Annotated in this window: 23 protein-coding genes; 21 read left to right on the top strand and 2 right to left on the bottom strand. The window is 45.1% G+C overall.

The genetic code is table 11. The features are described 5' to 3' along the window. From RSX31_RS13825 to paaX, 6 genes are all read left to right on the top strand, one after another. Positions 1–774, top strand: coding sequence for an enoyl-CoA hydratase-related protein (locus tag RSX31_RS13825; RefSeq protein ID WP_315634921.1), 774 nt, complete (start codon positions 1–3; stop codon positions 772–774). 24 nt (positions 775–798) lie between these two features. Next, a complete protein-coding gene (locus tag RSX31_RS13820) occupies positions 799–2,316 on the top strand; it encodes an aldehyde dehydrogenase family protein (RefSeq protein WP_315634920.1) in 1,518 nt (505 codons plus the stop codon). Positions 2,317–2,386: 70 nt separating this feature from the next. After that, the gene (locus RSX31_RS13815) at positions 2,387–3,262 is read left to right on the top strand and encodes a 3-hydroxyacyl-CoA dehydrogenase (RefSeq protein ID WP_315634919.1); all 876 of its coding nucleotides are present in this window, start codon (positions 2,387–2,389) and stop codon (positions 3,260–3,262) included. Then, positions 3,259–4,464 carry a thiolase family protein gene (locus RSX31_RS13810; RefSeq protein WP_148995051.1) on the top strand — a complete coding sequence of 402 codons (1,206 nt, stop codon included), beginning with the start codon at positions 3,259–3,261 and terminating at the stop codon, positions 4,462–4,464. The genes RSX31_RS13815 and RSX31_RS13810 overlap by 4 nt, the downstream gene beginning before the upstream one ends. A gap of 82 nt (positions 4,465–4,546) precedes the next feature. Further along, positions 4,547–4,768 carry a hypothetical protein gene (locus tag RSX31_RS13805; protein WP_148995050.1) on the top strand — a complete coding sequence of 74 codons (222 nt, stop codon included), beginning with the start codon at positions 4,547–4,549 and terminating at the stop codon, positions 4,766–4,768. 167 nt (positions 4,769–4,935) lie between these two features. Next, positions 4,936–5,811 carry a phenylacetic acid degradation operon negative regulatory protein PaaX gene (paaX, locus tag RSX31_RS13800; protein ID WP_148995049.1) on the top strand — a complete coding sequence of 292 codons (876 nt, stop codon included), beginning with the start codon at positions 4,936–4,938 and terminating at the stop codon, positions 5,809–5,811. 49 nt (positions 5,812–5,860) lie between these two features. On the opposite strand, the gene RSX31_RS13795 is transcribed toward paaX, so the two are convergent. Next, positions 5,861–6,526 (bottom strand): DUF1129 family protein, encoded by a 666-nt coding sequence (locus RSX31_RS13795; RefSeq protein WP_315634918.1) that lies wholly within the window; start codon positions 6,524–6,526, stop codon positions 5,861–5,863. Next, positions 6,519–6,854 (bottom strand): PadR family transcriptional regulator, encoded by a 336-nt coding sequence (locus RSX31_RS13790; protein WP_148995048.1) that lies wholly within the window; start codon positions 6,852–6,854, stop codon positions 6,519–6,521. Before RSX31_RS13790 ends, RSX31_RS13795 begins: the two co-directional genes overlap by 8 nt. A gap of 200 nt (positions 6,855–7,054) precedes the next feature. Here RSX31_RS13790 and RSX31_RS13785 point away from each other — a divergent pair, with 200 nt between their 5' ends. From RSX31_RS13785 to RSX31_RS13715, 15 genes are all read left to right on the top strand, one after another. Beyond that, positions 7,055–8,011, top strand: coding sequence for an NAD(P)H-dependent flavin oxidoreductase (locus RSX31_RS13785; RefSeq protein WP_148995047.1), 957 nt, complete (start codon positions 7,055–7,057; stop codon positions 8,009–8,011). Positions 8,012–8,592: 581 nt separating this feature from the next. Then, positions 8,593–9,564, top strand: a complete 972-nt coding sequence (locus tag RSX31_RS13780; RefSeq protein WP_148995178.1) for an ABC transporter substrate-binding protein — start codon at positions 8,593–8,595, stop codon at positions 9,562–9,564. 16 nt (positions 9,565–9,580) lie between these two features. Further along, entirely contained in the window at positions 9,581–10,600 is a 1,020-nt protein-coding gene (locus RSX31_RS13775; RefSeq protein WP_148967286.1) for an ABC transporter permease, read from the top strand. Further along, positions 10,584–11,378, top strand: a complete 795-nt coding sequence (locus RSX31_RS13770) for an ABC transporter ATP-binding protein (protein ID WP_148967287.1) — start codon at positions 10,584–10,586, stop codon at positions 11,376–11,378. Before RSX31_RS13775 ends, RSX31_RS13770 begins: the two co-directional genes overlap by 17 nt. A gap of 526 nt (positions 11,379–11,904) precedes the next feature. Then, on the top strand, positions 11,905–12,300 hold the full coding sequence (locus RSX31_RS13765; RefSeq protein ID WP_148995046.1) for a thioesterase family protein: 396 nt from the start codon (positions 11,905–11,907) through the stop codon (positions 12,298–12,300). A 108-nt stretch (positions 12,301–12,408) separates the two neighbouring features. Next, complete coding sequence (locus tag RSX31_RS13760) at positions 12,409–13,515, top strand: Leu/Phe/Val dehydrogenase (protein WP_148968139.1); 1,107 nt, start codon at positions 12,409–12,411, stop codon at positions 13,513–13,515. A 45-nt stretch (positions 13,516–13,560) separates the two neighbouring features. After that, entirely contained in the window at positions 13,561–14,625 is a 1,065-nt protein-coding gene (gene pdhA, locus RSX31_RS13755) for a pyruvate dehydrogenase (acetyl-transferring) E1 component subunit alpha (protein WP_315634917.1), read from the top strand. Position 14,626: 1 nt separating this feature from the next. Then, positions 14,627–15,622 (top strand): alpha-ketoacid dehydrogenase subunit beta, encoded by a 996-nt coding sequence (locus RSX31_RS13750; RefSeq protein ID WP_148995044.1) that lies wholly within the window; start codon positions 14,627–14,629, stop codon positions 15,620–15,622. Positions 15,623–15,637: 15 nt separating this feature from the next. Beyond that, positions 15,638–16,822 carry a dihydrolipoamide acetyltransferase family protein gene (locus RSX31_RS13745; RefSeq protein WP_148995043.1) on the top strand — a complete coding sequence of 395 codons (1,185 nt, stop codon included), beginning with the start codon at positions 15,638–15,640 and terminating at the stop codon, positions 16,820–16,822. Beyond that, positions 16,823–18,250 (top strand): dihydrolipoyl dehydrogenase, encoded by a 1,428-nt coding sequence (gene lpdA / locus RSX31_RS13740; RefSeq protein ID WP_315634916.1) that lies wholly within the window; start codon positions 16,823–16,825, stop codon positions 18,248–18,250. It abuts the gene before it with no gap. A gap of 120 nt (positions 18,251–18,370) precedes the next feature. After that, a complete protein-coding gene (hppD, locus tag RSX31_RS13735; protein ID WP_315634915.1) occupies positions 18,371–19,486 on the top strand; it encodes a 4-hydroxyphenylpyruvate dioxygenase in 1,116 nt (371 codons plus the stop codon). Positions 19,487–19,673: 187 nt separating this feature from the next. Continuing rightward, on the top strand, positions 19,674–20,783 hold the full coding sequence (hisC, locus tag RSX31_RS13730; protein ID WP_315634914.1) for a histidinol-phosphate transaminase: 1,110 nt from the start codon (positions 19,674–19,676) through the stop codon (positions 20,781–20,783). Next, positions 20,784–21,395 (top strand): flavin reductase family protein, encoded by a 612-nt coding sequence (locus RSX31_RS13725; protein ID WP_315634913.1) that lies wholly within the window; start codon positions 20,784–20,786, stop codon positions 21,393–21,395. 6 nt (positions 21,396–21,401) lie between these two features. Beyond that, positions 21,402–22,385, top strand: a complete 984-nt coding sequence (locus tag RSX31_RS13720; protein WP_315634912.1) for a fumarylacetoacetate hydrolase family protein — start codon at positions 21,402–21,404, stop codon at positions 22,383–22,385. Then, the gene (locus tag RSX31_RS13715; protein WP_148967297.1) at positions 22,333–23,478 is read left to right on the top strand and encodes a homogentisate 1,2-dioxygenase; all 1,146 of its coding nucleotides are present in this window, start codon (positions 22,333–22,335) and stop codon (positions 23,476–23,478) included. The genes RSX31_RS13720 and RSX31_RS13715 overlap by 53 nt, the downstream gene beginning before the upstream one ends. The last annotated feature ends 389 nt before the right edge of the window (positions 23,479–23,867 follow it).

Below are 23,867 nucleotides of genomic sequence, written 5' to 3'. Positions count from 1 at the left end.
ATGTTCGAAACCATTAAATATGAAGTGAAAAATAACGTAGCCTGGATTACCTTAAATCGCCCGGATAAACTGAATGCTTTCATCCGTCAACTCAATCTGGAAATCCAAAAGGCAGTGAAGGACTCTTCTCGAAATGAAGAAGTGAGGGCCATCGTGATCACGGGTGAAGGCCGGGCTTTTTGCTCGGGGCAGGATTTGAGTGAAGTAGATGAATCAATGGATCATGGTGAAGTGTTGCGCCATAACTACGTACCGATGGTGAAAGAAATCGAGCAGTGTGAAAAGCCGGTTATCGCAGCCGTGAATGGAGTGGCGGCAGGAGCGGGATTCAGTCTGGCCCTTGCCTGTGACTTCAGACTGGTGTCCGAGAAAGCGAGCTTCGTGCAAGCATTTGTGCATGTCGGTTTAGTCCCGGATTCAGGGAATCTTTATTATTTATCAAAGATTGTTGGCTATGCAAAAGCGTTGGAACTGGCGGTTTTTGGAGAGAAGATAAAGGCGATCGATGCAGAAAAGCTGGGTCTTGTCACGAAAATCATATCACTTGAAGAGTGGCAGGAAGAGACGGCTGCATTTGCCGAAAGAATCGCCGCCATGCCGACGAAAGCAATCGGCTTGATGAAGCGCTTATTAAAGGGAAGCGCGGACCTATCATTCCAGGAATACTTAGAAAAAGAAGCCTATGCCCAGCGGATCGCAGGCCAAACAGAAGATCATCGAGAAGGTGTAATGGCTTTTATGGAAAAAAGAAGACCAGCCTTTCATGGAAAATAATTCAATCAAAAAGGAGATGGAGTTATGTCTACAGTAAAAGAGCAAAGCTTTGAAGTCCTTGAAATGAAAAGAGAACATTATTCATTGGTGATCAACGGTCAACGTATGGAAAGTGGTTCAGGTGAAACCTTTACGACGTACAATCCAGCGACAGGTGAGGCAATTGCCACCGTTTCACTGGCATCTGTGGAAGATGCTGAAAAAGCGGTTGAAGCAGCGAGAAACGCGTTTGATTACGGTAAGTGGAAGAAGTTCCCGATCAATAAGCGTTCCCGTGTGCTCAATAAAATTGCAGGCATTATGAGATCACGTTTTAATGAACTTGTCTCTCTTGAGATCATGGATAGCGGGAAATCACTATCCGCCGCACAAGGTCAAGTGATGCAAGCGATCGAAGACTTTGAATTCTATGCAGGAGCGATTGTGGGCCATCGTGGCACGGTCAATAATGTACCAGGCCAATTCATGAATGTTGCGGAGAAAGAGCCGGTCGGTGTATGTGCCCAAATCATCCCATGGAATTATCCATTGATGATGGCAGCGTGGAAAATTGCGCCGGCGATTGCGGTAGGCTGCTCGGTTGTCGTAAAACCTGCAACTCTTACTCCGCTGACAGCCATCGTACTAGGTGAAATCTGTATTGAAGCAGGAGTTCCTGAAGGTGTTGTGAACGTCATTCCTGGTGCAGGTTCTTCTGTCGGCAACTACTTGGTTGAGCATGAGAAGGTTGATAAAGTAGCCTTCACAGGTTCCACTCCTATCGGTAAAAACATCATGGAAAGGGCGTCTCAAACCCTAAAGAGAGTCACTCTTGAATTAGGTGGAAAGTCACCAAACATCGTATTTGAAGATGCAGATGTAGATGCAGCAGTGGATGGTTCCCTGTTCGGGATCTTCTATAATACAGGTCAGTCCTGTGAGGCACGCTCCAGGTTATATGTTCACGAAGACATTTATGATGAGTTCATGGAAAAATTCGTTGAGAAGACGAAGAAGCTGAAACTGGCTGACCCTCACGATAAAGGAACTCATATCGGGGCGATCATCAATCAGGATCAGTTGGACACGATTGACGGATATGTTCAATCTGCCAAAGAAGAGGGGGCAACGGTCTTAGTAGGGGGAAGCCCTGCGAAAGTAGAAGGATTCGAAAAAGGCTATTGGTATGAGCCGACCATAATTACAGATGTGAATCACGACATGAAGGTTGTAAAAGAAGAAATCTTTGGACCAGTTGTGGTGGTAATGAAATTCAAAGATGAAAAAGAAGCGATCAAAATGGCCAACGATAGCGAATATGGTCTCGGTTCAGCGGTATGGACTCAGAACCATGGCCGTGCGACAAGAGTATCGAAAGCGATCCAAGCCGGAATCGTGATGGTGAACTGCCCGTTCTCCGCATTCCCTGGTACTCCATTCGGTGGCTACAAGCAGTCAGGATTCGGCCGTGAGCTTTGCATTGAAACGCTCGATCTTTACACAGAAACAAAGAGTATCATTTCTTACTTCGGAAACCGTCCGTTAAACCCATTTGGTTTGTAAGAAGAAATAAATAAGCAAGGGGTTGTCCTATCAAGGTCAACCCCTTATTGCAAGAAAGGGGAAAGCAAACATGACACAGCATATCGTTGTAGTTGGTTCCGGAGTAATGGGTAGAGGGATTGCTTATGTAAGTGCAGTTGGAGGCTTCCGGACCACACTGGTTGATATTAAACAAGAGCAGTTGGATCATGCCAGGAATGAGATTCAGCTCATTTTTCAAAAAGGAATGGAAAGGAATAAGCTCACTCAGCAGCAGTACGTAGAAGCAAAAGAGCTTATGAGTTATTCAACGAATCTTTCGATTGCCGTACGGGATGCAGATGTGGTCATTGAAGCCGTTCCGGAAAAGACAGACATCAAGCGTGGCGTATTTGAAGTGCTGGACGCGCATGCCCCAGAGTATTGCTACCTGGCAACGAATACTTCCACCATGAGCCCGACTGAAATCGGCTCCTTTACCAAACGGCCTGACAAAGTCATTGCCATGCACTTTTTCAACCCTGTACATAAAATGCCACTCGTTGAAATCGTGAAGGGATTGGAAACAAGTGATGAAACGGCGGAGGTCATCCAGCAAGTAGCCCGCCTGATGGGGAAAGAAACGGTGGTCATCAATGAGTTCCCTGGTTTTGTCACAAGCAGAATCTCTGCCCTCGTTGGGAATGAAGCCTTTTACATGCTCCAGGAAGGACTCGGTTCTCCTAAAGAAATCGATAAAGCAATCAAGCTCGGTCTCAATTATCCGATGGGTCCGTTTGAGCTTGGAGATTTAGTCGGACTGGATACACGATTGAATAATCTTAAGTACCTTCATGAAAAGCTTGGAGAAAAGTATCGCCCTGCCCCTCTTTTAGAGAAATATGTGAAGGCAGGACGTCTTGGCCGAAAAACGGGTAAAGGTGTTTATGATTACTCGGAAACAAAGGAAAAGGAGCATCAGTCATGAGAGAGGTTGTCATTGTCGATGCGGTCCGGACCCCGATTGGAAAATACAAAGGCTCTTTAAAAGAGGTGCGTCCTGATGATTTAGGTGCGCATGTTATTAAAGCACTCGTCGAACGAAATCCCCTCGTCCCTGTAGATACGATTGAAGAGGTGGTCCTTGGAAATGCAAACGGTGCCGGGGAAGACAACCGGAATGTAGCCCGGATGTCGACACTCCTGGCAGGTCTCCCTGTTGAAGTCGGTGCCACCACTATCAACCGTTTATGCGGTTCTGGACTGGACGCTGTGAACTATGCGGCTAGAGCCATTTTGGCTAATGAAGGGGATGTCTTCATTGCAGGCGGGACTGAAAGTATGACCCGTGCTCCTTACGTCATGGCAAAGCCTTCAAAGGATTTCCCAAGAGGCAATATGGAAATGTTCGATACGACGATAGGATGGCGCTTCGTCAATTCCCGTCTGAAAGAAAAATTCGGGACCGATTCCATGCCGGAAACCGCGGAAAACGTGGCGAAACAGTTCGGTATTTCTAGGGAAGAACAAGATCACTTTGCTTACTGGAGCCAAATGAAAGCGAAACGTGCCATGGATGAAGAACGGTTTAAAACGGAAATCGTGCCCGTTGAGTTACGGGACAGAAAAGGGAATCTTTCAATTTTCCAGTTCGATGAACACCCAAGACCCGATACCAATAGTGACAAACTGCAGAAGCTTAATCCTTTATTCCAAGGCGGAACGGTGACGGCAGGGAATGCATCAGGAGTCAATGATGGTGCCTCTGCTCTGTTATTAATGAGCAGGGAGAAGGCAGAAGAATTAGGCGTTACTCCGCTGGCCCGCTACATGACATCGGCCACTTCAGGGCTTGACCCTTCTGTGATGGGACTGGGACCTATCTATGCCACACAGAAGGTACTGAAACGGTCGGGCCTTGCCCTTGACCAAATCGGCTTAGTGGAGCTCAATGAAGCATTCGCTGCACAATCCATTGCCTGCATCCGTGAACTGGGGTTGAATGAAGAGATCGTCAATGTAAATGGAGGAGCCATCGCCTTCGGTCATCCACTTGGAGCAAGTGGAGCACGTATCCTTACCACCCTTCTGTATGAAATGAAAAAGAGAAAGGTACGGTACGGCTTGTCTACCATGTGTATTGGTGTCGGACAGGGGATTGCGACTTTAGTAGAGAATATTGAAACTTAATAGCTTGAGTCCTGTATGTGCAGGGCTCTTTTTGTGATTAGGATTTATTCTTTTTAGAAAGGATAGAAGTGAGGTGAGTGAGATGGAATTTGAAATCATGACTAAAGATAGCGAGATTCCTTGTCTCGTAGTCGCGGATGAGGATAACGGAAGGTATTTAATAAGGAAAGCCGATACGAGCGGGGAAGTGTTTAACAGCCAGGAAGAGCTTGTAACATGGATCGAGTCGAATTGGTCGAAGGAACAGGTTATCAATTCATATGAATTTGTGAAGATGCTGGAGATGTTGAGGGTGTATCATTGAGGGTCAGGCTCTGTAAGTGAGCCTGATTTTTTTTTGCGCCTGAAATTCATACAAACTTAAAAATCGTGAATATTCATTTATTTTCATAGAAAGTTTATGATAATATATAAAGCAAACGTAAATTAAACGTCATAAACAAACGGAATATACTTAAAGGAGAGGCACCGATGAATACACGATCAATGATCTTTACACTATATGGGGATTATATACGTCACTATGGCAATAAGATATGGATCGGCAGTTTGATACGTCTTCTGAATGAATTCGGTCACAACGATCAAGCAGTCCGGGCAGCCATTTCAAGAATGAATAAGCAAGGCTGGGTCCAGGCAGAGAAACAAGGGAACAAAAGCTACTACTCCCTCACAGAACGCGGCGTGATCCGAATGGAAGAAGCGGCAAACAGGATCTTCAAGCTGAAGCCTGAACAATGGGACGGTAAATGGAGAATCCTTATGTACTCAATCCCTGAAGAAATAAGGAGCATCCGGGATGAACTGAGGAAGGAACTGGTCTGGAGCGGCTTTGGAACCCTTTCCACTAGCACTTGGATCTCTCCTAACAATTTGGAGAAACAAGTGCAATCCCTGATTGGAAAATACGATATCAAAGAGTACGTCGATTTCTTCATTGCCGAATACGAAGGTCCCAATGAAAATCAGCGCTTGATCGAAAAAAGCTGGGACCTGAATGAAATCAATGATCGCTATCAGGAATTCATATCCCATTACAGTCAACAATACATGATTGATAAGAGTAAAATCGGGAAAGGGAAAATGACCGATGCTGAATGCTTCGTGGAAAGAACGAAGCTCGTCCACGAATACCGTAAATTCCTATTTGTTGATCCTGGTCTGCCTGAAGAACTCCTGCCTGAAAAATGGCTCGGGGCACACGCAGCCTCCCTCTTCGGAGAATATTACAAAGAACTTGCAGAACCAGCCTCCCGATTCTTCGAAAGTGTATTCGAAGACGGCAATGAACTCAAAAACAAAGACCTGAGCTACAACGTCATGACCCATCCATTACTATTAGACTGATAAAAACCACTTGCCGGTTGGGCGAGTGGTTTTTTTGAGGGACGGACCTCTATTTTTTCAGAAGATAAGAAATACCAAATAAGGATGCCCCGGTAATGAAAGAAGCATACCACGGAAAAAGGAATGATGGACCAAGGTCAGGCAGGAAGTAAGTAGCGCAAATAATGATGCCCATCGATACCATACCCATTGTACCTGCCTTGATGGAATCTTTCACAGGGGTTTGTTTCTCCTTGAATAAAGAATGTTTAATGATCGAGAAAATGATTTTTACCCCAATCAAACTGGAAATGAAGATGATAAGTACCAATATGCCGGAAGTGACTGGATATACTTCACTGCTTATATCTTTAAACATCGGCCCAATCAATAATAAGAGTCCTCGAAACAACAAGAAATATCCCAATAAATTAAGAGCTAAAGATGAAATGAATGTAACGACATTCCTCTTCTTCTCTGTAGGAAGCTGTTCAATGATATCATCAGCGTAAGCCTTAGGATCATCCCCTAAAATCATTCTGGCTGTTTTCCCTTCACGCTGCCCGTCAATAATATGATCCAGGATTTCCATTAATATTTCCTCGGTCTGCTGCTCAGATAATGAAAGTTGTAGCCGCATATATATCAGAAAATCCGAATAATACTTTTCGTTCTCTTCCGACAACCCTGTTCGTTTCTGATTGTTCAATTCAATCAACTGCTTTGCTTCAATCATCATGATTCCCCCTTTTTAATAGTGAAGTGACGGGTGATACGATTTGTTCCCATTCCCTTGATATATCCGAGAGTGCTGAATGTCCTTTTTCTGTTAAATAATAGTATTTTCGGTTAGGTCCGGAATCAGATGGCTGCATTTCCCCACGGATCAGATTATTTTTCTGAAGTCGTAACAACACTGGATAAATGGTCCCTTCGCTCACATCCTGTAAACCAGAAGACTGCAATTTTTTAGAAAGTTCATATCCGTAGACCGGCTCCTTTTCAATCACAGATAGGACGCAACCATCTAATATACCCTTTAATAGCTGACTGCGGATAGACATATAGTGCCTCCTTTTTTAATACATTGCTATACAAGGTACTGATGTAAAACACAACTACCTTGCTTTACAAAGTAGTTGATTTTAGAATATGTGTTTTGGAATGAAATGTCAATAAATAATTCAAATTGATGGAAATTCTTTTCGGTACTTGTCGTACAATTCCAAAAAGTATAACATTAATTTAACGAAGGGGGATTATAATGAATAACCTAACGAACCTATTACATATAAAATATCCAATCATTCAAGGAGGCATGGGGAACATCAGCAACGCTCCTTTGACGGCCGCAATCTCGGAGGCCGGTGCGCTCGGTACAATCGGAGTCGGCACCATGGGCGTGGATGAAGTGGAAGGGATCATCGTGGAAACGAAAAAGAGAACCATAGAGCCTTTCGCTCTAAACATCCCAATCTCCATCACTCCTCACTTGAAAGAGATGATCCGCTTAGTGGTGACACATGGAATACCGGTCGTTTCCTTATCAGCAGGAAATCCTGTCCCGTTCATTCCCTATTTTCATGAACATAACGTGAAGGTGATCTGTGTCGTCGCTTCGAAAAAGCAGGGAAAGAAAGCGGAAGACGCCGGTGCAGATGTGATCGTGGCGGAAGGATATGAGGCTGCAGGGATCAACTCCAATCTTGAAACGACAACGCTTGCCCTTATTCCACAACTCGTCGATACCGTGGACATTCCTGTGGTCGCAGCAGGAGGAATCGGTGATGGGCGGGGACTCGCTTCCATGCTTGCCCTTGGTGCCAGTGGTGTGCAAATGGGTACACGGTTCATCGCTACAAAGGAAGCTCCTTTTCATGAAAACTATAAAACGACTCTAGTGGAAGCAAAAGATGATAGCACCGTCATCGTCGGTCGTTCTATTGGAAAAGTTAGAAGGGTCATGAAAACGCCTTATGCTGCACAATTGATTCAAAAAGAACAAGAGGGGGTCGCTTTTGAGGAGTTCAGTCAAATGACCTCAGAAGATTATCATCGTGTTGGAGCACTTGAAGGGAAGCTGGATCAAGGGTTTATCAACGGTGGCCAGGTGTCCGGTCTAGTATCGGATGTCCCGACGGTGAAGGAATTGGTTGAGAGAATGATGAACGATGCCCAGGGAATTTTCAGTAAGCTATCAGGTAGTGGTGTGGAATCTTAATAGATTATTGTAAAGAGGCGCTTTTCCTTGATTGGGGAAGTGTCTTTTTTATGGTGGTGGTCACAATTTGGCACAAGTTTTGGTGAAAGTGGCACAACAAAACGCTAAAGTGGCACAAGTTTCCTAGATTCAGGCACAACAAATTAAAAAAGAGAGATTCAAAGGGGGGAAACTATAGTACGATACCATTAATTATGCTGGATTTTCATAGATACCGTTATTAAAGTGACCATTTAACGATTTGTTTCAGCATTCCACACCAATCGCCAAGTCCCAATATCCATCTAATATCTTAAAAACAGTACTCCTCATCACGTTCACCAGACCCAAAATAAAAATATTTTCCCGCAATCCCTCTAGAAATCATCACCAATACCGTCTATACTAGTATTAATTTTTAAATTTTCGGAATATTATTGACTATTTTGTGACAGGAGTGATAATATAACGTTGTATTTACGTTGGTAATCATTTTTATCATACTTGGATTTGCTAGTCTACCAGACTACTGATCATATATTAGGAAGAGAAAAAGGGGGATTTCTGTGAAGAAGAAGAGTTTATTACTTGTTGTCATCTCTATGATGCTGGGAATGCTGTTTTTAGCGGGCTGTGGTAGTGATACAAGTTCAGGTGGAGAAGATGGTGAAAAGCAATATGTGATCGGGGTAACCCAGATTGTGGAACATCCGTCTTTGGACGCAGCATTTGAAGGTTTTAAGAAGGCATTGTCTGAAAACGGTTTCAAAGAAGGCGAAAATGTAAAATATGATGTTCAGATCGCCCAAGGAGATCAAAGTAATTCACAAAGTGCTGCCAAGAACTTTGTTGGAGATGGTGTCGACCTTATCTTTGCAAACTCAACCCCAAGTGCACAACACGCATTGAATGCAACGAAAGAGATTCCGATCGTTTTTACTTCTGTTACTGACCCTGTCGGTGCTGAATTGGTTAAGTCTTTTGAAGAGCCTGGTGAAAATATCACTGGAACGACTGATACTCATCCGGAAGCGATCTCAAAGACCATTCAATTTATTACGGATGAAATGAAAGCGAAGAAGATTGGGATTGTTTATAATTCCGGTGAACAAAATGCTGTCGTGCAGGCAGCTGAAGTGAATAAGCTTGCTGAAGAAAAAGGCGTGGAGGTTGTAGAGGCTACCGTTTCAACGTCGGCTGATGTTAAACAGGCGACTGAATCCCTGGTGGGAAGAGTCGATGCCATTTACATTCCAAAAGATAATACAGTCGTTTCAGCGTTGGAATCAGTCATCACTGTAGCGAATGAAAAGGATATTCCTCTTTTTGTGGGAGAATTGGATTCATTGGAAAAAGGTGCAATTGCAGCGAGTGGATTTAACTATGAGGATCTTGGTTATGAAACAGGATTGATGGCTGTGAAGATTTTAAAAGGAGAGAAGAAACCTTCTGAAATTCCTGTACAGGCTCCCCAAAATTTCGAGTTGATGTTCAATAAGGCAGCAGCTGAAGAACAAGGAGTGGAAGTACAGGAAGCCTGGTCTGAGCTTGGGAAATTTTTAGAAGAAAAATAGGAAGGGTTGATGATTCGTGCCAACAGCAATATTCGCATCCTTTGAATCTGGAATCATTTACGCTATCATGGCCCTCGGAGTCTACTTGTCCTTTCGGATATTGGATTTTCCTGATTTAACAGTCGACGGCAGCTTCGTTACGGGTGCCGCTGTCGCTGCCACCATGATCGTCAGTGGCGTAAATCCAGTCATCGCAACCATTACAGCGATTGTCATCGGATTTGTTGCAGGATGTATAACGGGACTACTTCATACGTTTGGAAAGATCAATGCCCTATTATCAGGGATTCTAATGATGATCGCCCTGTATTCTATCAATCTCCGGATAATGGGACGGTCGAATGTACCCTTACTAAGTCAGGATACTGCTTTTACAGGGGTGGAAGGATTTTGGTCTCCTCTCGGGATCGATGCCGCACTCAATAAATTGTGGATGGCAGTGGGACTTGGGGAGCCTGTACCGGGAACGTGGAGCATTTTATTTATTATGGTCATCATCACGCTTGTCATCAAGTTTTTAACAGACGGATTCTTAAAGACGGAAATCGGATTGGCATTACGGGCAACGGGAGATAATCAGCGAATGATTCGCAGTTTCTCCGCTAATACGAACCTGATGATTATTCTGGGTCTGGGAATATCGAATGGGATGGTAGCATTGTCCGGGGCATTGATTGCCCAGTATAGCCGATTTGCTGATGTAGGAATGGGAATCGGGATGATTATCATCGGACTTGCTTCGGTCATCATCGGTGAAGCATTGTTTGGAACCAAGACGATCGCCCGTACGACGCTCGCGGTCATTGGTGGGGCGATAATCTATCGATTAGTCGTATCCATGGCTCTTCGCGTCGATTTCCTGGAAACAGGGGATATGAAGCTTATCACAGCGACAATCGTGATTCTTGCCCTTGTCATGCCTAAGGTGATGGACCGTTACAAGGATAGGAAACGAAAGGCGCAGCGGATGGCAGAACGATTAGACAGATCTTCAATCACAGATGGAAAGGGTGAGAGCGGTGTTACAATTAAATAGAATCCACAAAGTATTTAATGAAGGGACACCCGATGAAAAAATCGCTCTTGATGACATCCAGCTCTCTTTAAAACCCGGTGATTTCGTCACTGTGATCGGAAGCAATGGAGCCGGGAAATCGACATTGATGAATATCGTTTCAGGTGTACTGCTGCCGGATGTAGGAAATGTTCTGATTGACGATCATGATGTTTCTAAGGTGTCCGAGTATAAAAGATCCAAGCTTATCGGTCGCGTGTTCCAGGATCCGATGGCAGGCACTGCACCTACTATGACCATCGAAGAAAATCTGGCCATGGCGTATTCCAGAAATCGTACCCGCACCTTTAAAATGGGTGTGACCAAAAAACGGAAAGTGTTTTTTAAGGAAGTACTGGAAACACTTCACCTCGGGCTTGAGAATCGATTGAATGCGAAGGTCGGGTTACTATCAGGTGGGGAAAGACAGGCGCTTTCCTTATTGATGGCCACTTTCACCGAACCGTCGATCTTATTGCTGGATGAACATACGGCAGCTTTGGATCCTGCCAGAGCTGATCTGATTACGAACCTGACGAAAGAAATTGTAGAAAAGTATAACCTTACCACGTTGATGGTCACCCATAATATGCAGCAGGCGCTGGACCTTGGGAACCGCTTGATCATGATGGATAAAGGCCAGATTATACTAGAGGTTAATGAAGAAGAGAAAAAACACCTCACAGTCGAAGGACTTCTCCACGAATTTCAGCGAATCCGTGGAAGCAAACTCGCCAGCGACCGGGCACTTCTTTCATAAGCTAATAAAAACAATAAACAACCTTCTACAAAAAGCAACGAACCTTGGTTCGTTGCTTTTTTATTTATGAGATTCTTTTAATAGCCTATCTGGAAAAGGGAATCGTCTAGCTCCCGCGGCTAGAGGCTCGAGGTCATAAGCTAAATGGTCCAAGAAGGCAAAGGACGCCTTCTAGGCCCATTCATCTTATGCTTGTCACCTCTGAGCAAGCCGCCTCCGCTTTTGATGTCGTCTAGCTCCGGCGGCTAGCCCCTCGAGGTCATAAGTCAAGACCACCAAAAAGGCAAAGGGCGCCTTTCCGGTGGTCTCGCCTTATGCTTGTCGGGCCTGCCCAAGCCGCCTCCGCTTTTGAGTGAGGGACGGACCTTCGGCTTCGCCGATAGGTCCGTCCCTCTGCATAACTTATATTAATATAATATTTTAAATTTTAACAATTTATTGACTATTTATAAAACAAAATGTTATTATATCGTTGAATTAACGTTATATAAAAATATATAATTTGTTGGTTTAAAGGGGGAAAGCGATGAAGTCTGGATTAGCAGAAGGACATATGGCCGTCGTCACAACAGAAGTAATCCCCAGCATGTATGCCCAGTTTGAAGGAGACGTGGTACACCCTGTATATTCAACCGTCTCAATGGTTTACCACATGGAATGGGCATCAAGAAAGATCATTCTACCCTATTTGGAAGACCATGAAGAGGGAATGGGAGCCAAGGTGAACGTCGAGCATATGGCTCCGGCGAAAAACGGTTCCTCTCTTGAAATTAAAGCGAGAGTAATTAAATATGAACGAAACATCATCGTGACTGAAGTGACTGTCAGAGATAAAGAGAATGACAGACTCATTGGGAAAGGTGAGGTCAAACAAGTCGTACTTCCTAAAGAGAAAATTAATGAAAGAATAAAAGAGAACTAAGTTTAGATCCAATTCATCAATAGCAGTGTAAAAGGAGGAGATTTAGTGAGTAACGTATTCACCAAAATGGAAGCGGTTACAAACAGAGAGCTTGCAGGGGGCGGAGAAATGGATATGTTCGAAAAAATACAAAATCATGAACAGGTTGTATTCTGCAATGATGAAGAAACAGGACTGAAAGCCATCATCGCCATACATAATACCACTCTTGGACCTGCACTGGGCGGCTGTCGGATGAGACCCTACACCTCAGTAGATGAAGCACTTGAGGATGTTTTACGCTTATCAAAAGGGATGACCTACAAATGTGCAGCGGCCGACGTGGACTTCGGTGGAGGAAAAGCCGTCATCATCGGTGATCCTGAAAAAGACAAACACCCTGAGTTGTTCCGTGCTTTCGGCCAATTTGTTGAATCCCTGAACGGAAGATTCTATACGGGGACAGACATGGGAACGACTCCTGATGACTTTGTTTATGCCCTAAAAGAAACGAATTGCATTGTAGGTGTCAATGAAGAATACGGTGGAAGTGGAGACTCTTCCATCCCGACTGCCATGGGCGTCATCTATGGCTTACAGGCAACCAACCAAAACGTATGGGGCTCAAAAGACCTTCATGGAAAAAGCTATGCCATTCAAGGGTTAGGAAAAGTAGGCTTTAAAGTAGCCGAGCGACTACTTGAAGAGGGAGCAGACCTCTATGTAACAGATATCAGTCAGAAATCCATCGATCAGTTAGTAGCTAAGGCAAACAGGATGGGAGCAGCGATTAAAGTCGTATCCGGAGATGAGATCTATTCGGTTGATGCAGATGTCTTCATTCCTTGTGCGATCGGTGGGATCATTAATGATCACACGGTAGATCAGTTGAAGGTAAAGGCTGTCGTCGGTTCTGCCAACAACCAGTTATTAGATCTTTCACATGGAATGAAGCTGCACGAAAAAGGGATTTTATACGCACCTGATTACATCGTCAATGCAGGCGGATTGATCCAGGTAGCTGACGAATTATACGAACCAAATAAAGAACGTGTCCTGCAAAAGACAAGCGCCATCTATAACAGCCTTCAGAATATTTACCTGCAATCAGAGAACCAGCACTTGACTACAGTCGAAGCAGCCAACCGGTTCTGCGAGGACAGGATCCACGCACGCACAAGAAGAAACAGCTTCTTCTCCCATGCGAAACGCCCGAAATGGTCGGTTAGGACATAAAATGTAAATCGGAATAACAAAATAGCACCAATATGAGGTGATGAAATGATCGAGGAATTTCAATTGGTCCAGGTTATGGATCAACAAGGGGAACTGGTTCAAGGTGAGTATGAAAAGGACATCTCAGAAGATTTAACCCGTACTTTTTATCGGCATTTAATCAGGATCCGTACATTTGATAAGAAAGCGGTGAGCCTCCAGCGTCAGGGGCGGATTGGAACGTATGCACCATTTGAAGGCCAGGAGGCATCCCAGGTGGGGAGCGCACTTGCCCTCCAGGACAAAGACTGGTTATTCCCGTCCTATCGGGATCATGGGGCTACCATGACATTCGGCCATTCCCTGCTTCATATCTTCCTATTCTGGAAGGGGAGAAATGAAGGATGCGTGCCTCCGGAAGGAAAGAATATCTTCACTCCCGGCATTCCGATCGCGACACAGCTTCCACATGCGGTAGGGGCTGCTTTCGCCGAGAAAAGAAAAGGGACCCGGAATGCAGCCATTGTCTATTTTGGTGATGGCGCCACTTCTGAAGGCGACTTTCATGAAGGATTGAACCTGGCAAGCGTCTGGGAGGCACCGGTTGTCTTTTTTAATCAAAACAATCATTACGCCATCTCCGTTCCCATGCACAAGCAAATGAATACAAAGACCATTGCCCAGAAAGCTCTTGCCTATGACATTCCAAGCGTACGCATTGACGGCAATGATATTTTTGCTGTGTATTTTGAAACGTTGAAGGCGTTGGAGAGAGCACGAAACGGGGACGGACCTACCTTGATCGAGTCTGTTACCTGGAGATACGGTGCCCATACAACCGCAGATGATCCGACGAAGTATCGTGATCAACAGGAAAGTGAGTCCCGACGTAAGGATAATGACCCTGTTGACCGGTTAACGAAATTCATGAAGCATCGAGGCTGGGGTGACGAAGAGTGGATGACCTCAGTTCAAAAGGAATGTGCGAAGGAAGTTGACCTTGCAGTCGAGGAACTGGAAGCATATCCGGCAGCTGATCCAAGTGTGATCTTTGATTATGTGTTTGCGACACCGACCTGGACGATCCAGGAACAAAAAGAAAAGCTCCTTGAGCAATTGAGAGGTGAGTAGAATGAGCACCTTAACGAAAATGAAAACGCTGACGATGGTTCAAGCCATAACGGATGCGATGAGAGTGATGCTTCAGGAAAGCGAAGATGTTCTGTTGATGGGTGAAGATATCGGGACGAACGGCGGGGTATTCAGGGCGACGGACGGTCTTCAACAGGAATTCGGTGAAGACCGGGTTCTTGATACACCCTTAAGTGAAGCGGGCTTTATTGGAGCGGCCATCGGGATGGGGCTGAACGGATTTCGTCCGGTAGCGGAGGTCCAATTTTTAGGATTCATCTACCCGGCATACGAGCAGATCATGACGCATGCATCCAGAATACGCACCCGTACCCTTGGCCATTTCACTTGTCCTTTGGTCATCAGGGCTCCGTATGGGGCTGGTGTACGTGCCCCAGAGATTCATTCCGATAGTACCGAAGCACTTTTCACACATATGCCTGGAATCAAGGTTGTCTGCCCTGCAACTCCATATGATGCGAAGGGACTTCTGATTGCAGCCATCGAGGATCCTGATCCCGTTCTATTCCTGGAGCCTATGCGATGTTATCGTTCTTCAAGGGAAGAAGTTCCTGAAGAAAAGTACACCGTGGAAATCGGGAAAGGTAAAGTAGTCACAGAGGGTGAGGATGTCACCATCATTGCATGGGGAGCGATGGTTAAGGTAGCTGAGGATGCAGCCAAGGAAGCCGCTGATAAAGGTATTTCCTGTGAGGTACTAGACCTTAGAACACTCTATCCCCTAGATAAGGATCTCATTTCAAGCTCCGTTCAGAAAACGGGGAGAACCGTGGTTGTCCATGAAGCACATGCCACTGGTGGGGTTGGAAATGATGTACTGGCGATCATCAATGACAATTCTTTTTTATATCAGAAAGCGCCGACTGAAAGGGTAACAGGATTCGATACACCTGTCCCGTATTTCGGATTTGAAGATTTCTATTTGCCTGACAGTAAACGTGTGCTGGCTGCAGTGGAGAAGGTAGCCCGCTATTAGACAAGGAGGGAGTTCATGGAAGTTAAGCTTCATGATATTGGGGAAGGCATGACCGAAGCCAATATCAATCACTTTCTTGTAAAAGTGGGGGATGTCGTGCGAGCGGATCAACCACTGGTAGAGGTACAGACAGATAAAATGACGGCAGAGATCCCGGCACCATTTTCAGGTGTCATCAAGGAGTTTACGGTTAGTGAAGGGGAGACGATTCCAGTCGGATCCACGGTTTTGTTGATGGAAAAAGAACAAGGAAATCACTCCGTGAGCCGGCGAGTTGTGCCGGAAACGACCCATGTATTGAAGAAGAGAAGGATCCTCGCGTCACCTTATACAAGGAAAATCGCAAGAGAGAATGGTATCAACATAGAAGAAGTGACTGGTTCCGGAGTGGGCGGTAGAATCCTTGATGAAGATATTTTCCTTTATATGAATGGAGAAAGTAAGTCAGCGCAAGTATCGGTGGAAAACCCTGAACCATTTGCCACTGAGGCACTGACAGAACCTGATGCTAAAACGATTCCTTTCCGGGGCAGACGAAAACAGATCGCGTCCAAAATGTCACAGTCGCTGAGAACCATCCCGCACTGTACCCATTTTGAAGAAATCGACGTTACGAATCTACTATCCTGGAAAGATACTATGAAAGCGGGCGGCGGGTCCATTTCCATGGGCGCGTATTTTATCAAAGCCATTTCTGTCTGTTTAAAAGAGTTTCCGATTTTCAATGCCCGTCTCAATGAAGAAGAAGAGTGTGTCGAGCTTCAGTCTCAACACAATATCGGAATTGCAGTCGACACAGAGGAAGGTCTGATCGTTCCTGTCATCAAGCACGTGGAAGAAAAAACGATGAAAGACATTCACGGTGAGATGAAGGAATTGACCGTCAAAGCACTGGATGGCAAGCTAGCGATGAAAGAGATCAAAGGGGGAACCTTCACGGTCAGTAACGTAGGACCTCTGAACGGATCGATCGGAGCCACTCCGATCATTAACGAACCGGAAGTAGCCCTCCTCGCCTTCCATAAAACGAAGAAGCGTCCGATGGTGAACGAAAAGGATGAAATTGTCGTCCGTTCCATGATGAATGTTTCGATGTCTTTTGATCATAGAGTGGCAGATGGCGGGACAGCCGTGAAATTTACGAACCGATTACGGGATCTGATTGAAGAACCTCAATCCATGCTATTGGAGTTGATGTAAATGGTAGTGGGAGAGATTACGGAAGATAAAGACATTGTCGTCATCGGAGGAGGTCCTGGGGGCTATCACGCGGCTATCAGAGCCGCGGGCCTCGGTAGACAAGTGACGTTGATCGAACGGAAGGATGTAGGCGGGACCTGTTTAAATAAAGGCTGCATCCCGTCGAAGGTATTCACCCATTTTGCCCAGGAATATAAAAAGACGAAGCACCTGAAGGAAATGGGGATGGAGTTTGGGGAAGTGGAAGCAAACCTTGCTACTCTACAAAACTATAAAGAGAAAAAAATCACCCAGCTCCGATCAGGGGTAGAATCACTGTGCAAAGCAAATAAGGTTGAAATCGTTAGAGGATATGCTACCTTTCTATCAGAATCCCGAATCGGGGTTGAAAACGGACATGAATTTTCTCTCTTCAATTTCAAAGATGCGATAGTGGCAACAGGTGGAGATCTACACTATCCGGATGGTATCGATTTTAATTCTGACCGAGTGCTGAAGGAAAGACAGATTTTTGAGCTGGAGGAAATCCCTGAAGAACTGATTGTGTATGGTGCCGATTATATTTCACTGGAGATTGCGTCTGTTTTCTCCACATTGGGAAGCTTTGTCACCCTAATCTTGAATGAAGACCTTCCATTTGACTCTTCGATTTCAAAAGAGTTGTTCAGGCAGTTTAAAAAGCAGAAAATCAATGTTATCAAGAGCTCTACCATAAAAACGGTGAGTGACACAGAAGGAAAGGTTATAGTAGGGCTGAACAAAGCAAACGGTGAAATGGTCTCCATCGAAGGCTCCCACTTTGTCATGAGTGGAAAAGTGAAGCCGAACCTATCAGACATCGGCCTCGACCGTCTCCGTGTTGAATTAACCGAGGATGATTATATCCAAACAGATCGGGAGGGACGGACCTCCATTCCTCATATATGGGCGATCGGGGATGTCACGGAAGGTCCGTCCCTCGCAGTTAAAGCGATCAAACAGGGGAAGGCGGCGGCCGAGGCGATGGCTGGGCTACAGGTGGAAGTAGATCTGCAGTTTGTGCCGATGGTGGTGCAGATGAGCCCGCCGATTGCGTGTGCGGGCCTTACAGAAGAGGAAGCACGAGAGGAAGGTTATCCGGTTACAGTGAGTGAGAACCCTGTCAGAGGAAACGGGTACGCTCAGCTGATGGATGAAAAGGATGGATTCGTGAAAGTCGTGTCAGACAGTGAAACGGATTTGATCCTTGGTATTCATATGATGGGAATGGGAGCAGCCGAGCTGATCACATCAGGTGTGCTGGGACTTGAAATGGCAGCGAGAGATGAGGACTTTCGCTTTCCACTTTATCCCCACCCGAGTATGAATGAAAGTTTACTCGAAGCAGTCGAAGGGTTAAAGGGAGAAGCGGTGCACATGCCTCCCCGAAAAAAAGAGATGGCCAGGTAAAGTGAGGAACACGCTTTTATACAGAGAAGCGTTTAAGCTTTACTAGCCGCTCTTGAGAAGTTCTTTAAAACTATTTAATATAATATTCAGAATATACTTATGTTTAATGGAGGGATTAGGATGCAAGAAAATGTAGCCAAAAAGCAGGTTAAAGTAGAAGATGTCTTCCCAGTCAGAGATGTTGATTTTTTAGAGTACTATACGGGTAATGCAAAGCAGGCTGCGCACTTCTTCTGTACAGCATTCGGTTTTAAGACCGTTGCCTATTCAGGGTTGGAGACAGGAAATCGTGACACAGTATCCTATGTACTGCAACAAAACAAAGTCCGATTGGTTATAACGGGAAGCCTGCATGAAGGCAGCCGGGTGGCCCAATTCGTGAAGCTTCACGGAGACGGCATTAAAGATATCGCCCTTGTGGTGGATGATGTTGAAAAGGCTTACACTGGAGCGGTGTCCCGCGGTGCAATTGAAATCATGCCACCATCGACGCTAGAAGATGATAATGGAAAATTGAAAAAAGCCATCATTGGTACATACGGGGATACGATCCATACCCTTGTGGAGCGTAAAGACTATAAAGGGATCTTCATGCCGGGCTTTGAAAAATATGATTCCGCTCTTAAACATGAAGATGCCGGTATCATCGCTGTGGACCATGTAGTAGGAAATGTGGAGCGTATGGAAGAGTGGGTGGAGTACTATGAAAAAGTCATGGGCTTCAAGGAAATGCGTCACTTTACAAATGAAGACATTACAACCGAATACTCAGCCCTTATGTCCAAGGTGATGCATAACGGCGGCCGCATTAAATTCCCGATCAATGAGCCTGCTGAAGGAAAACGCAAATCACAAATTCAGGAATATCTTGAGTTCTACGGTGGTCCAGGGGTGCAGCATATTGCCATCCTGACCGAGGATATCGTGAAGACAGTCGGCATCCTGAAAGAGAATGGTGTGGAATTCCTAAATACTCCTGATTCCTATTACGACATGCTTTCAGAGCGTGTAGGGGAAATCGATGAAGAGATCTCCAAAATCAAAGAGTTGAATATTCTTGTCGACCGTGATGACGAAGGCTACCTGCTTCAAATATTCACAAAGCCAATCGTAGATCGTCCAACTCTTTTCATTGAAGTGATTCAACGTAAGGGTGCAAGAGGGTTCGGAGAAGGAAACTTCAAAGCACTATTCGAATCCATCGAGCGTGAGCAAGAACGCAGAGGAAACCTATAAAATAAAAAATAGATAGAGATTAGCATATATAACGGGGGTCAAAGGACCGGTCAGGGGGTTAACTCATGAAGAGATTAGCTGCTTCTACTTATAATATCGTACAGTTTGCAGGTACCATATTTGAACAGAAGATAAGCTAACACGTGAGTCGACCCCCTTCATCCATGAGGAAGGCGAGGATTCATGTATGACATTAAAGTTCAAAACAAGAGAAGCAGTCACACATATTGCTCCATACGTGCTGGGGAAGACGCTTGGCGACTTACAGAAGGAGCATGGTCTCTCCTCAATCAGAAAGCTGTCAGAAAATGAAAATATATATGGCTGCTCCCCGAAAGTGAAGCAGTGGTTTAAAGAAAATGGGAGCGACCTGTTTTTGTATCCGGACGGAGCTGCTGTCGATCTTAGTCATAAGGTTTCAGCGTTTTTAGGGGTACCGAAAGAACAGATTGTATTCGGGAATGGCTCGGATGAAGTGATCCGGCTGTTGACGAGGGCCTATTTGAGCAGTGGCGACGAAGCTATCATGGCCGATGTTACGTTTCCCAGGTATAGAACCAATGTGTTCCTAGAGGGAGGCTCTCCGGTCATTGTCGCACTCGTAAACGGTACCCATGACTTGCAGGGGATGCATGACCAGATCACTCCAAAAACGAAGCTGATCTTTGTGTGTAATCCCAATAACCCGACTGGAACCATTGTCGGAAAAAGAGAACTCCTGCAATTTATCGAGAGCGTCCCTTCGCATATCCTGATAGTGGTGGATGAAGCCTATATGGAATACGTTACAACTGATGACTACTTAGAAACCCTGCCTCTCCTGTCAGCATTCGAAAACCTGATCGTTCTTAGAACCTTTTCGAAAATATATGGCCTGGCCGGACTAAGAGTCGGGTTCGGGGTCATGAATGAGGAGATTGCAGAACAGCTCCGTAAAGTGAAAGATGTCTTCAATGTGAATACCGTTGCCCAGAAGTCAGCGATCATTGCCCTGGAGGATCAAGCGTTTATTAGGGAATGTACCCATAAGAACGAGCAGGGTCGTCTTTATTTGGAAAGTGAATTTGATCGTCTGGGGATAGCTTATTTTCCTTCTCAATCGAACTTTATCATGGTGGACACAGGTATGAATGGTGACACGGTCTCATATGAGCTTGTGAAAAGGGGACTCGTCGTCCGTTCAGGAACTCTTCTCGGATACCCTACAACGGTTCGTGTCACGATCGGAACACAGGACGATAACAAGAGATTCGTTGGAGCACTGGAAGACATTTTGCAAAACGGAGGGGTGAACTAAATGGATATCAAACCCCAGACGCTTGAGTGGCAGTCTGCTTATAAACTGATGATAGGCTCGATTTTGCCCCGGCCGATTGCCTTTGTTTCATCCCTTGATGAAGATGGGATTGCGAACCTGGCACCTTACAGCTTCTTTACGGCGATTTGTGCAGAGCCTATGCTCGTCTGCTTCTCCCCCATGAGAAGAGGGAAGGATGGAAGCAAGAAGGATACCCTCCGAAATATCGAGAAAACGAAGGAATTCGTCATCAATATCGTAAGTGAAGAATTTGTGGAGAAAATGAATAACTGTGCCATTGAATTTGAACCTGGCGTTGATGAATTTGAGCAGGTCGGGCTGGCGAAGAAGGAGTCTATTACGGTAAAGCCTCCAGGAGTATCTGAAAGCAAAGTGCAATTGGAATGCGTCCTTCATGAAGTTCTTCACTTTGGCGATCATCCAGGTGCAGGGAGCCTGGTCATCGGGAAAGTTGAGTGTGTAAGGATTAATGATGAACTCTATTACGATGGAAAGATAGATTCAGAGAAACTTAAACCGGTGGGAAGGCTTGCCGGTCAAATGTACACCAAACCATTATCCGATTCATTTGAATTGATTCGAAAAAGGTGATGACACGTGAAGCTGGTTAGTTTTTTAAAAGAAGGAGAAGTAAGGGCGGGGATCGTTCAGGGTGAACTTGTCGTGGACATCCATGCTGTGAGCGGAGGTTTGCTCCCTAAAGATATGTTATCCATCATCGATCTTGGAGACGAAGGCCTAAAACGGATGAAAGAGCTCGGCACCATTTCGGAGAAAGACACGGGAGTGCATTCATTAGGTGATGTCACCCTGAAGTCGCCGATTCCAAGGCCTGTAAGCATCCGGGATTTCTATGCGTTTGAAGAGCACGTGAAAACGGCCCGTAAACGGAGGGGACTCGATGTGGTGCCGGAATGGTATGACATCCCCGTCTTTTATTTTACCAATCACTTAGCTGTAAAAGGTCCTCTCGACCACATCGCGAAACCTGCTGGATGTGAGTGGCTCGATTATGAATTGGAAATCGCCTGCGTGATCGGGAAAGAAGGAACAAACATTTCAAAAGAAAACGCAGAAGACCATATTTACGGCTATTTCATCATGAACGATTGGAGTGCTAGAGACATCCAGAAGCACGAAATGAAAGTAGGACTTGGTCCAGCGAAAGGAAAGGACTTTGCCACTTCTTTCGGTCCTTATTTAGTGACGAAGGATGAACTGGAAACCTATCGCAGGGGAGACCGCTTTGATCTTCCTATGACGGCAAAAGTGAATGGGAAACTCTTATCCGAGGGGAATTATCAGGACATTCATTATACATTTGCAGACATGATCGAGCGCGCCTCGAAAGACGTCACCCTGTATCCCGGCGAGGTGATAGGATCTGGAACTGTTGGAACAGGATGCATTTTAGAGCTGGGAACTGAAACGCATCCGTGGTTGAAGCCTGGGGACGTAGTGGAATTAGAGATCGCGGGCTTAGGTGTTTTGCGTAATAGGATTGCAGAGAAAAGAGAGGAGGAAAACCATGTACTATCGTCAACTGGGGAAAATACCTCACAAACGTCACACCATGTTTAAAAAGGATGATGGCACGCTTTACAGGGAGCAGGTCATGGGGACGAAGGGGTTCTCAGGGACACAGTCGATTCTGTATCATCATCACTTGCCGACGGCTGTGGCGAAAACAGAGTATTTAGGGAATTATATGCCGGAGTTTGAGGAAGAGGGTGCTCTTCGTCATCGACATTTCTTTACAGACAGAGTCGAGAAAAAAGGCTGTGCCTTAAAGAGCCGTGAATATTTACTTGGTAATTCCGATTTATTGATTGGAACCGCCTATGTAACAGAAGAGATGAAAAGCTTTTATCGGAATGGTGACGGGGACGAAATGCTTTATATCCATTTTGGTAAAGGAAAGGTAGAGACGATGTTCGGAACGCTCACCTATGGAAAAGGGGATTATGTGGTGATTCCGATCGGGACCATATACCGTGTTGTTCCTGAAGAAGAGACGAAGATGCTGATCGTCGAGTCCTTCAGTCAGATTACCACACCTCGACGTTATCGAAATGAGTACGGACAGTTGCTGGAGCACAGTCCGTTTTGTGAGCGGGATCTGCGGGGACCTGAGAAGCTTGCAACCATGGATGAAGAGGGCGAATTCGAAGTGATCACTAAATCACGGGGAGCGCTTCATTCCCATGTGTTAAATCACCATCCACTGGACGTCGTCGGCTGGGATGGTTATCTTTATCCTTGGGTGTTCAACATCGAGGATTTTGAGCCTATTACAGGACGCGTACATCAGCCGCCTCCAGTTCATCAAACGTTTGAAGGACATAACTTCGTTGTCTGCTCATTTGTTCCAAGACTATACGACTACCATCCGGAATCAATTCCGGCTCCTTATAATCACAGCAATGTGAACAGTGATGAGCTGCTGTACTATGTGGAAGGAAACTTCATGAGCAGAAAGGGAATCAAAGAAGGATCGATTACCCTCCACCCGAGCGGGATTCCACACGGCCCTCATCCAGGAACGACAGAAGCCAGTATCGGGAAAAAAGAAACCCTCGAGCTCGCTGTGATGATCGATACTTTTAAACCGTTGAAGATCGTCAAAAAAGCAAAGGATGTCGAAGATCCGAATTATATGTTTACATGGGTGTAAAGGAAGAATCAATCCAAAGGCCGTCCGGTTCCTTGGGTTGATTCTTTTTTATTTATATAGAGTTTAAAAAAGTGGCGACTACTTTTTGGGAGAATATATTTTTTTATGAAAGCTTATTCATCATTGTAGAAAGAATGAAATTAAATTCTAGTTTGAAAGGCATTACGGATTATGGGGATGAAAGGTTTTGTATTGAATGCATTACTTATTGATCACGTCTTACCAGAGTAATAAAAATTCATTCCTACTATATTAATAGAAAACTGAATTCTCAATTATAAAAAAACAGTGAGAATAAATCAGTCAGATGCACACAGGTCTAAACTCCCCAAACCCCCATTCCCATAGGATTTTGTCGAAAAATATTTAAAAGGGCTCCTCATGGGATC

Origin of the sequence: Rossellomorea yichunensis, assembly GCF_032337515.1 — a bacterium.
In the GTDB taxonomy this organism is placed as follows: domain Bacteria; phylum Bacillota; class Bacilli; order Bacillales; family Bacillaceae_B; genus Rossellomorea; species Rossellomorea yichunensis.
This window is presented reverse-complemented; position numbering and strand designations above follow the sequence as displayed.

Bases quoted from the DNA above. Each gene is read 5' to 3' on its own strand.
- RSX31_RS13745 (WP_148995043.1), top strand. From the start codon at position 15,638: ATGGAAGTTAAGCTTCATGATATTGGGGAAGGCATGACCGAAGCCAAT.
- RSX31_RS13825 (WP_315634921.1), top strand. From the start codon at position 1: ATGTTCGAAACCATTAAATATGAAGTGAAAAATAACGTAGCCTGGATT.
- RSX31_RS13820 (WP_315634920.1), top strand. From the start codon at position 799: ATGTCTACAGTAAAAGAGCAAAGCTTTGAAGTCCTTGAAATGAAAAGA.
- RSX31_RS13750 (WP_148995044.1), top strand. From the start codon at position 14,627: ATGAGCACCTTAACGAAAATGAAAACGCTGACGATGGTTCAAGCCATA.
- RSX31_RS13765 (WP_148995046.1), top strand. From the start codon at position 11,905: ATGAAGTCTGGATTAGCAGAAGGACATATGGCCGTCGTCACAACAGAA.
- paaX (WP_148995049.1), top strand. From the start codon at position 4,936: ATGAATACACGATCAATGATCTTTACACTATATGGGGATTATATACGT.
- RSX31_RS13785 (WP_148995047.1), top strand. From the start codon at position 7,055: ATGAATAACCTAACGAACCTATTACATATAAAATATCCAATCATTCAA.
- RSX31_RS13725 (WP_315634913.1), top strand. From the start codon at position 20,784: ATGGATATCAAACCCCAGACGCTTGAGTGGCAGTCTGCTTATAAACTG.
- lpdA (WP_315634916.1), top strand. From the start codon at position 16,823: ATGGTAGTGGGAGAGATTACGGAAGATAAAGACATTGTCGTCATCGGA.
- RSX31_RS13805 (WP_148995050.1), top strand. From the start codon at position 4,547: ATGGAATTTGAAATCATGACTAAAGATAGCGAGATTCCTTGTCTCGTA.
- RSX31_RS13760 (WP_148968139.1), top strand. From the start codon at position 12,409: ATGGATATGTTCGAAAAAATACAAAATCATGAACAGGTTGTATTCTGC.
- hppD (WP_315634915.1), top strand. From the start codon at position 18,371: ATGCAAGAAAATGTAGCCAAAAAGCAGGTTAAAGTAGAAGATGTCTTC.
- RSX31_RS13780 (WP_148995178.1), top strand. From the start codon at position 8,593: ATGATGCTGGGAATGCTGTTTTTAGCGGGCTGTGGTAGTGATACAAGT.
- RSX31_RS13815 (WP_315634919.1), top strand. From the start codon at position 2,387: ATGACACAGCATATCGTTGTAGTTGGTTCCGGAGTAATGGGTAGAGGG.
- hisC (WP_315634914.1), top strand. From the start codon at position 19,674: ATGACATTAAAGTTCAAAACAAGAGAAGCAGTCACACATATTGCTCCA.
- RSX31_RS13810 (WP_148995051.1), top strand. From the start codon at position 3,259: ATGAGAGAGGTTGTCATTGTCGATGCGGTCCGGACCCCGATTGGAAAA.
- RSX31_RS13795 (WP_315634918.1), bottom strand. From the start codon at position 6,526: ATGATTGAAGCAAAGCAGTTGATTGAATTGAACAATCAGAAACGAACA.
- pdhA (WP_315634917.1), top strand. From the start codon at position 13,561: ATGATCGAGGAATTTCAATTGGTCCAGGTTATGGATCAACAAGGGGAA.
- RSX31_RS13715 (WP_148967297.1), top strand. From the start codon at position 22,333: ATGTACTATCGTCAACTGGGGAAAATACCTCACAAACGTCACACCATG.
- RSX31_RS13790 (WP_148995048.1), bottom strand. From the start codon at position 6,854: ATGTCTATCCGCAGTCAGCTATTAAAGGGTATATTAGATGGTTGCGTC.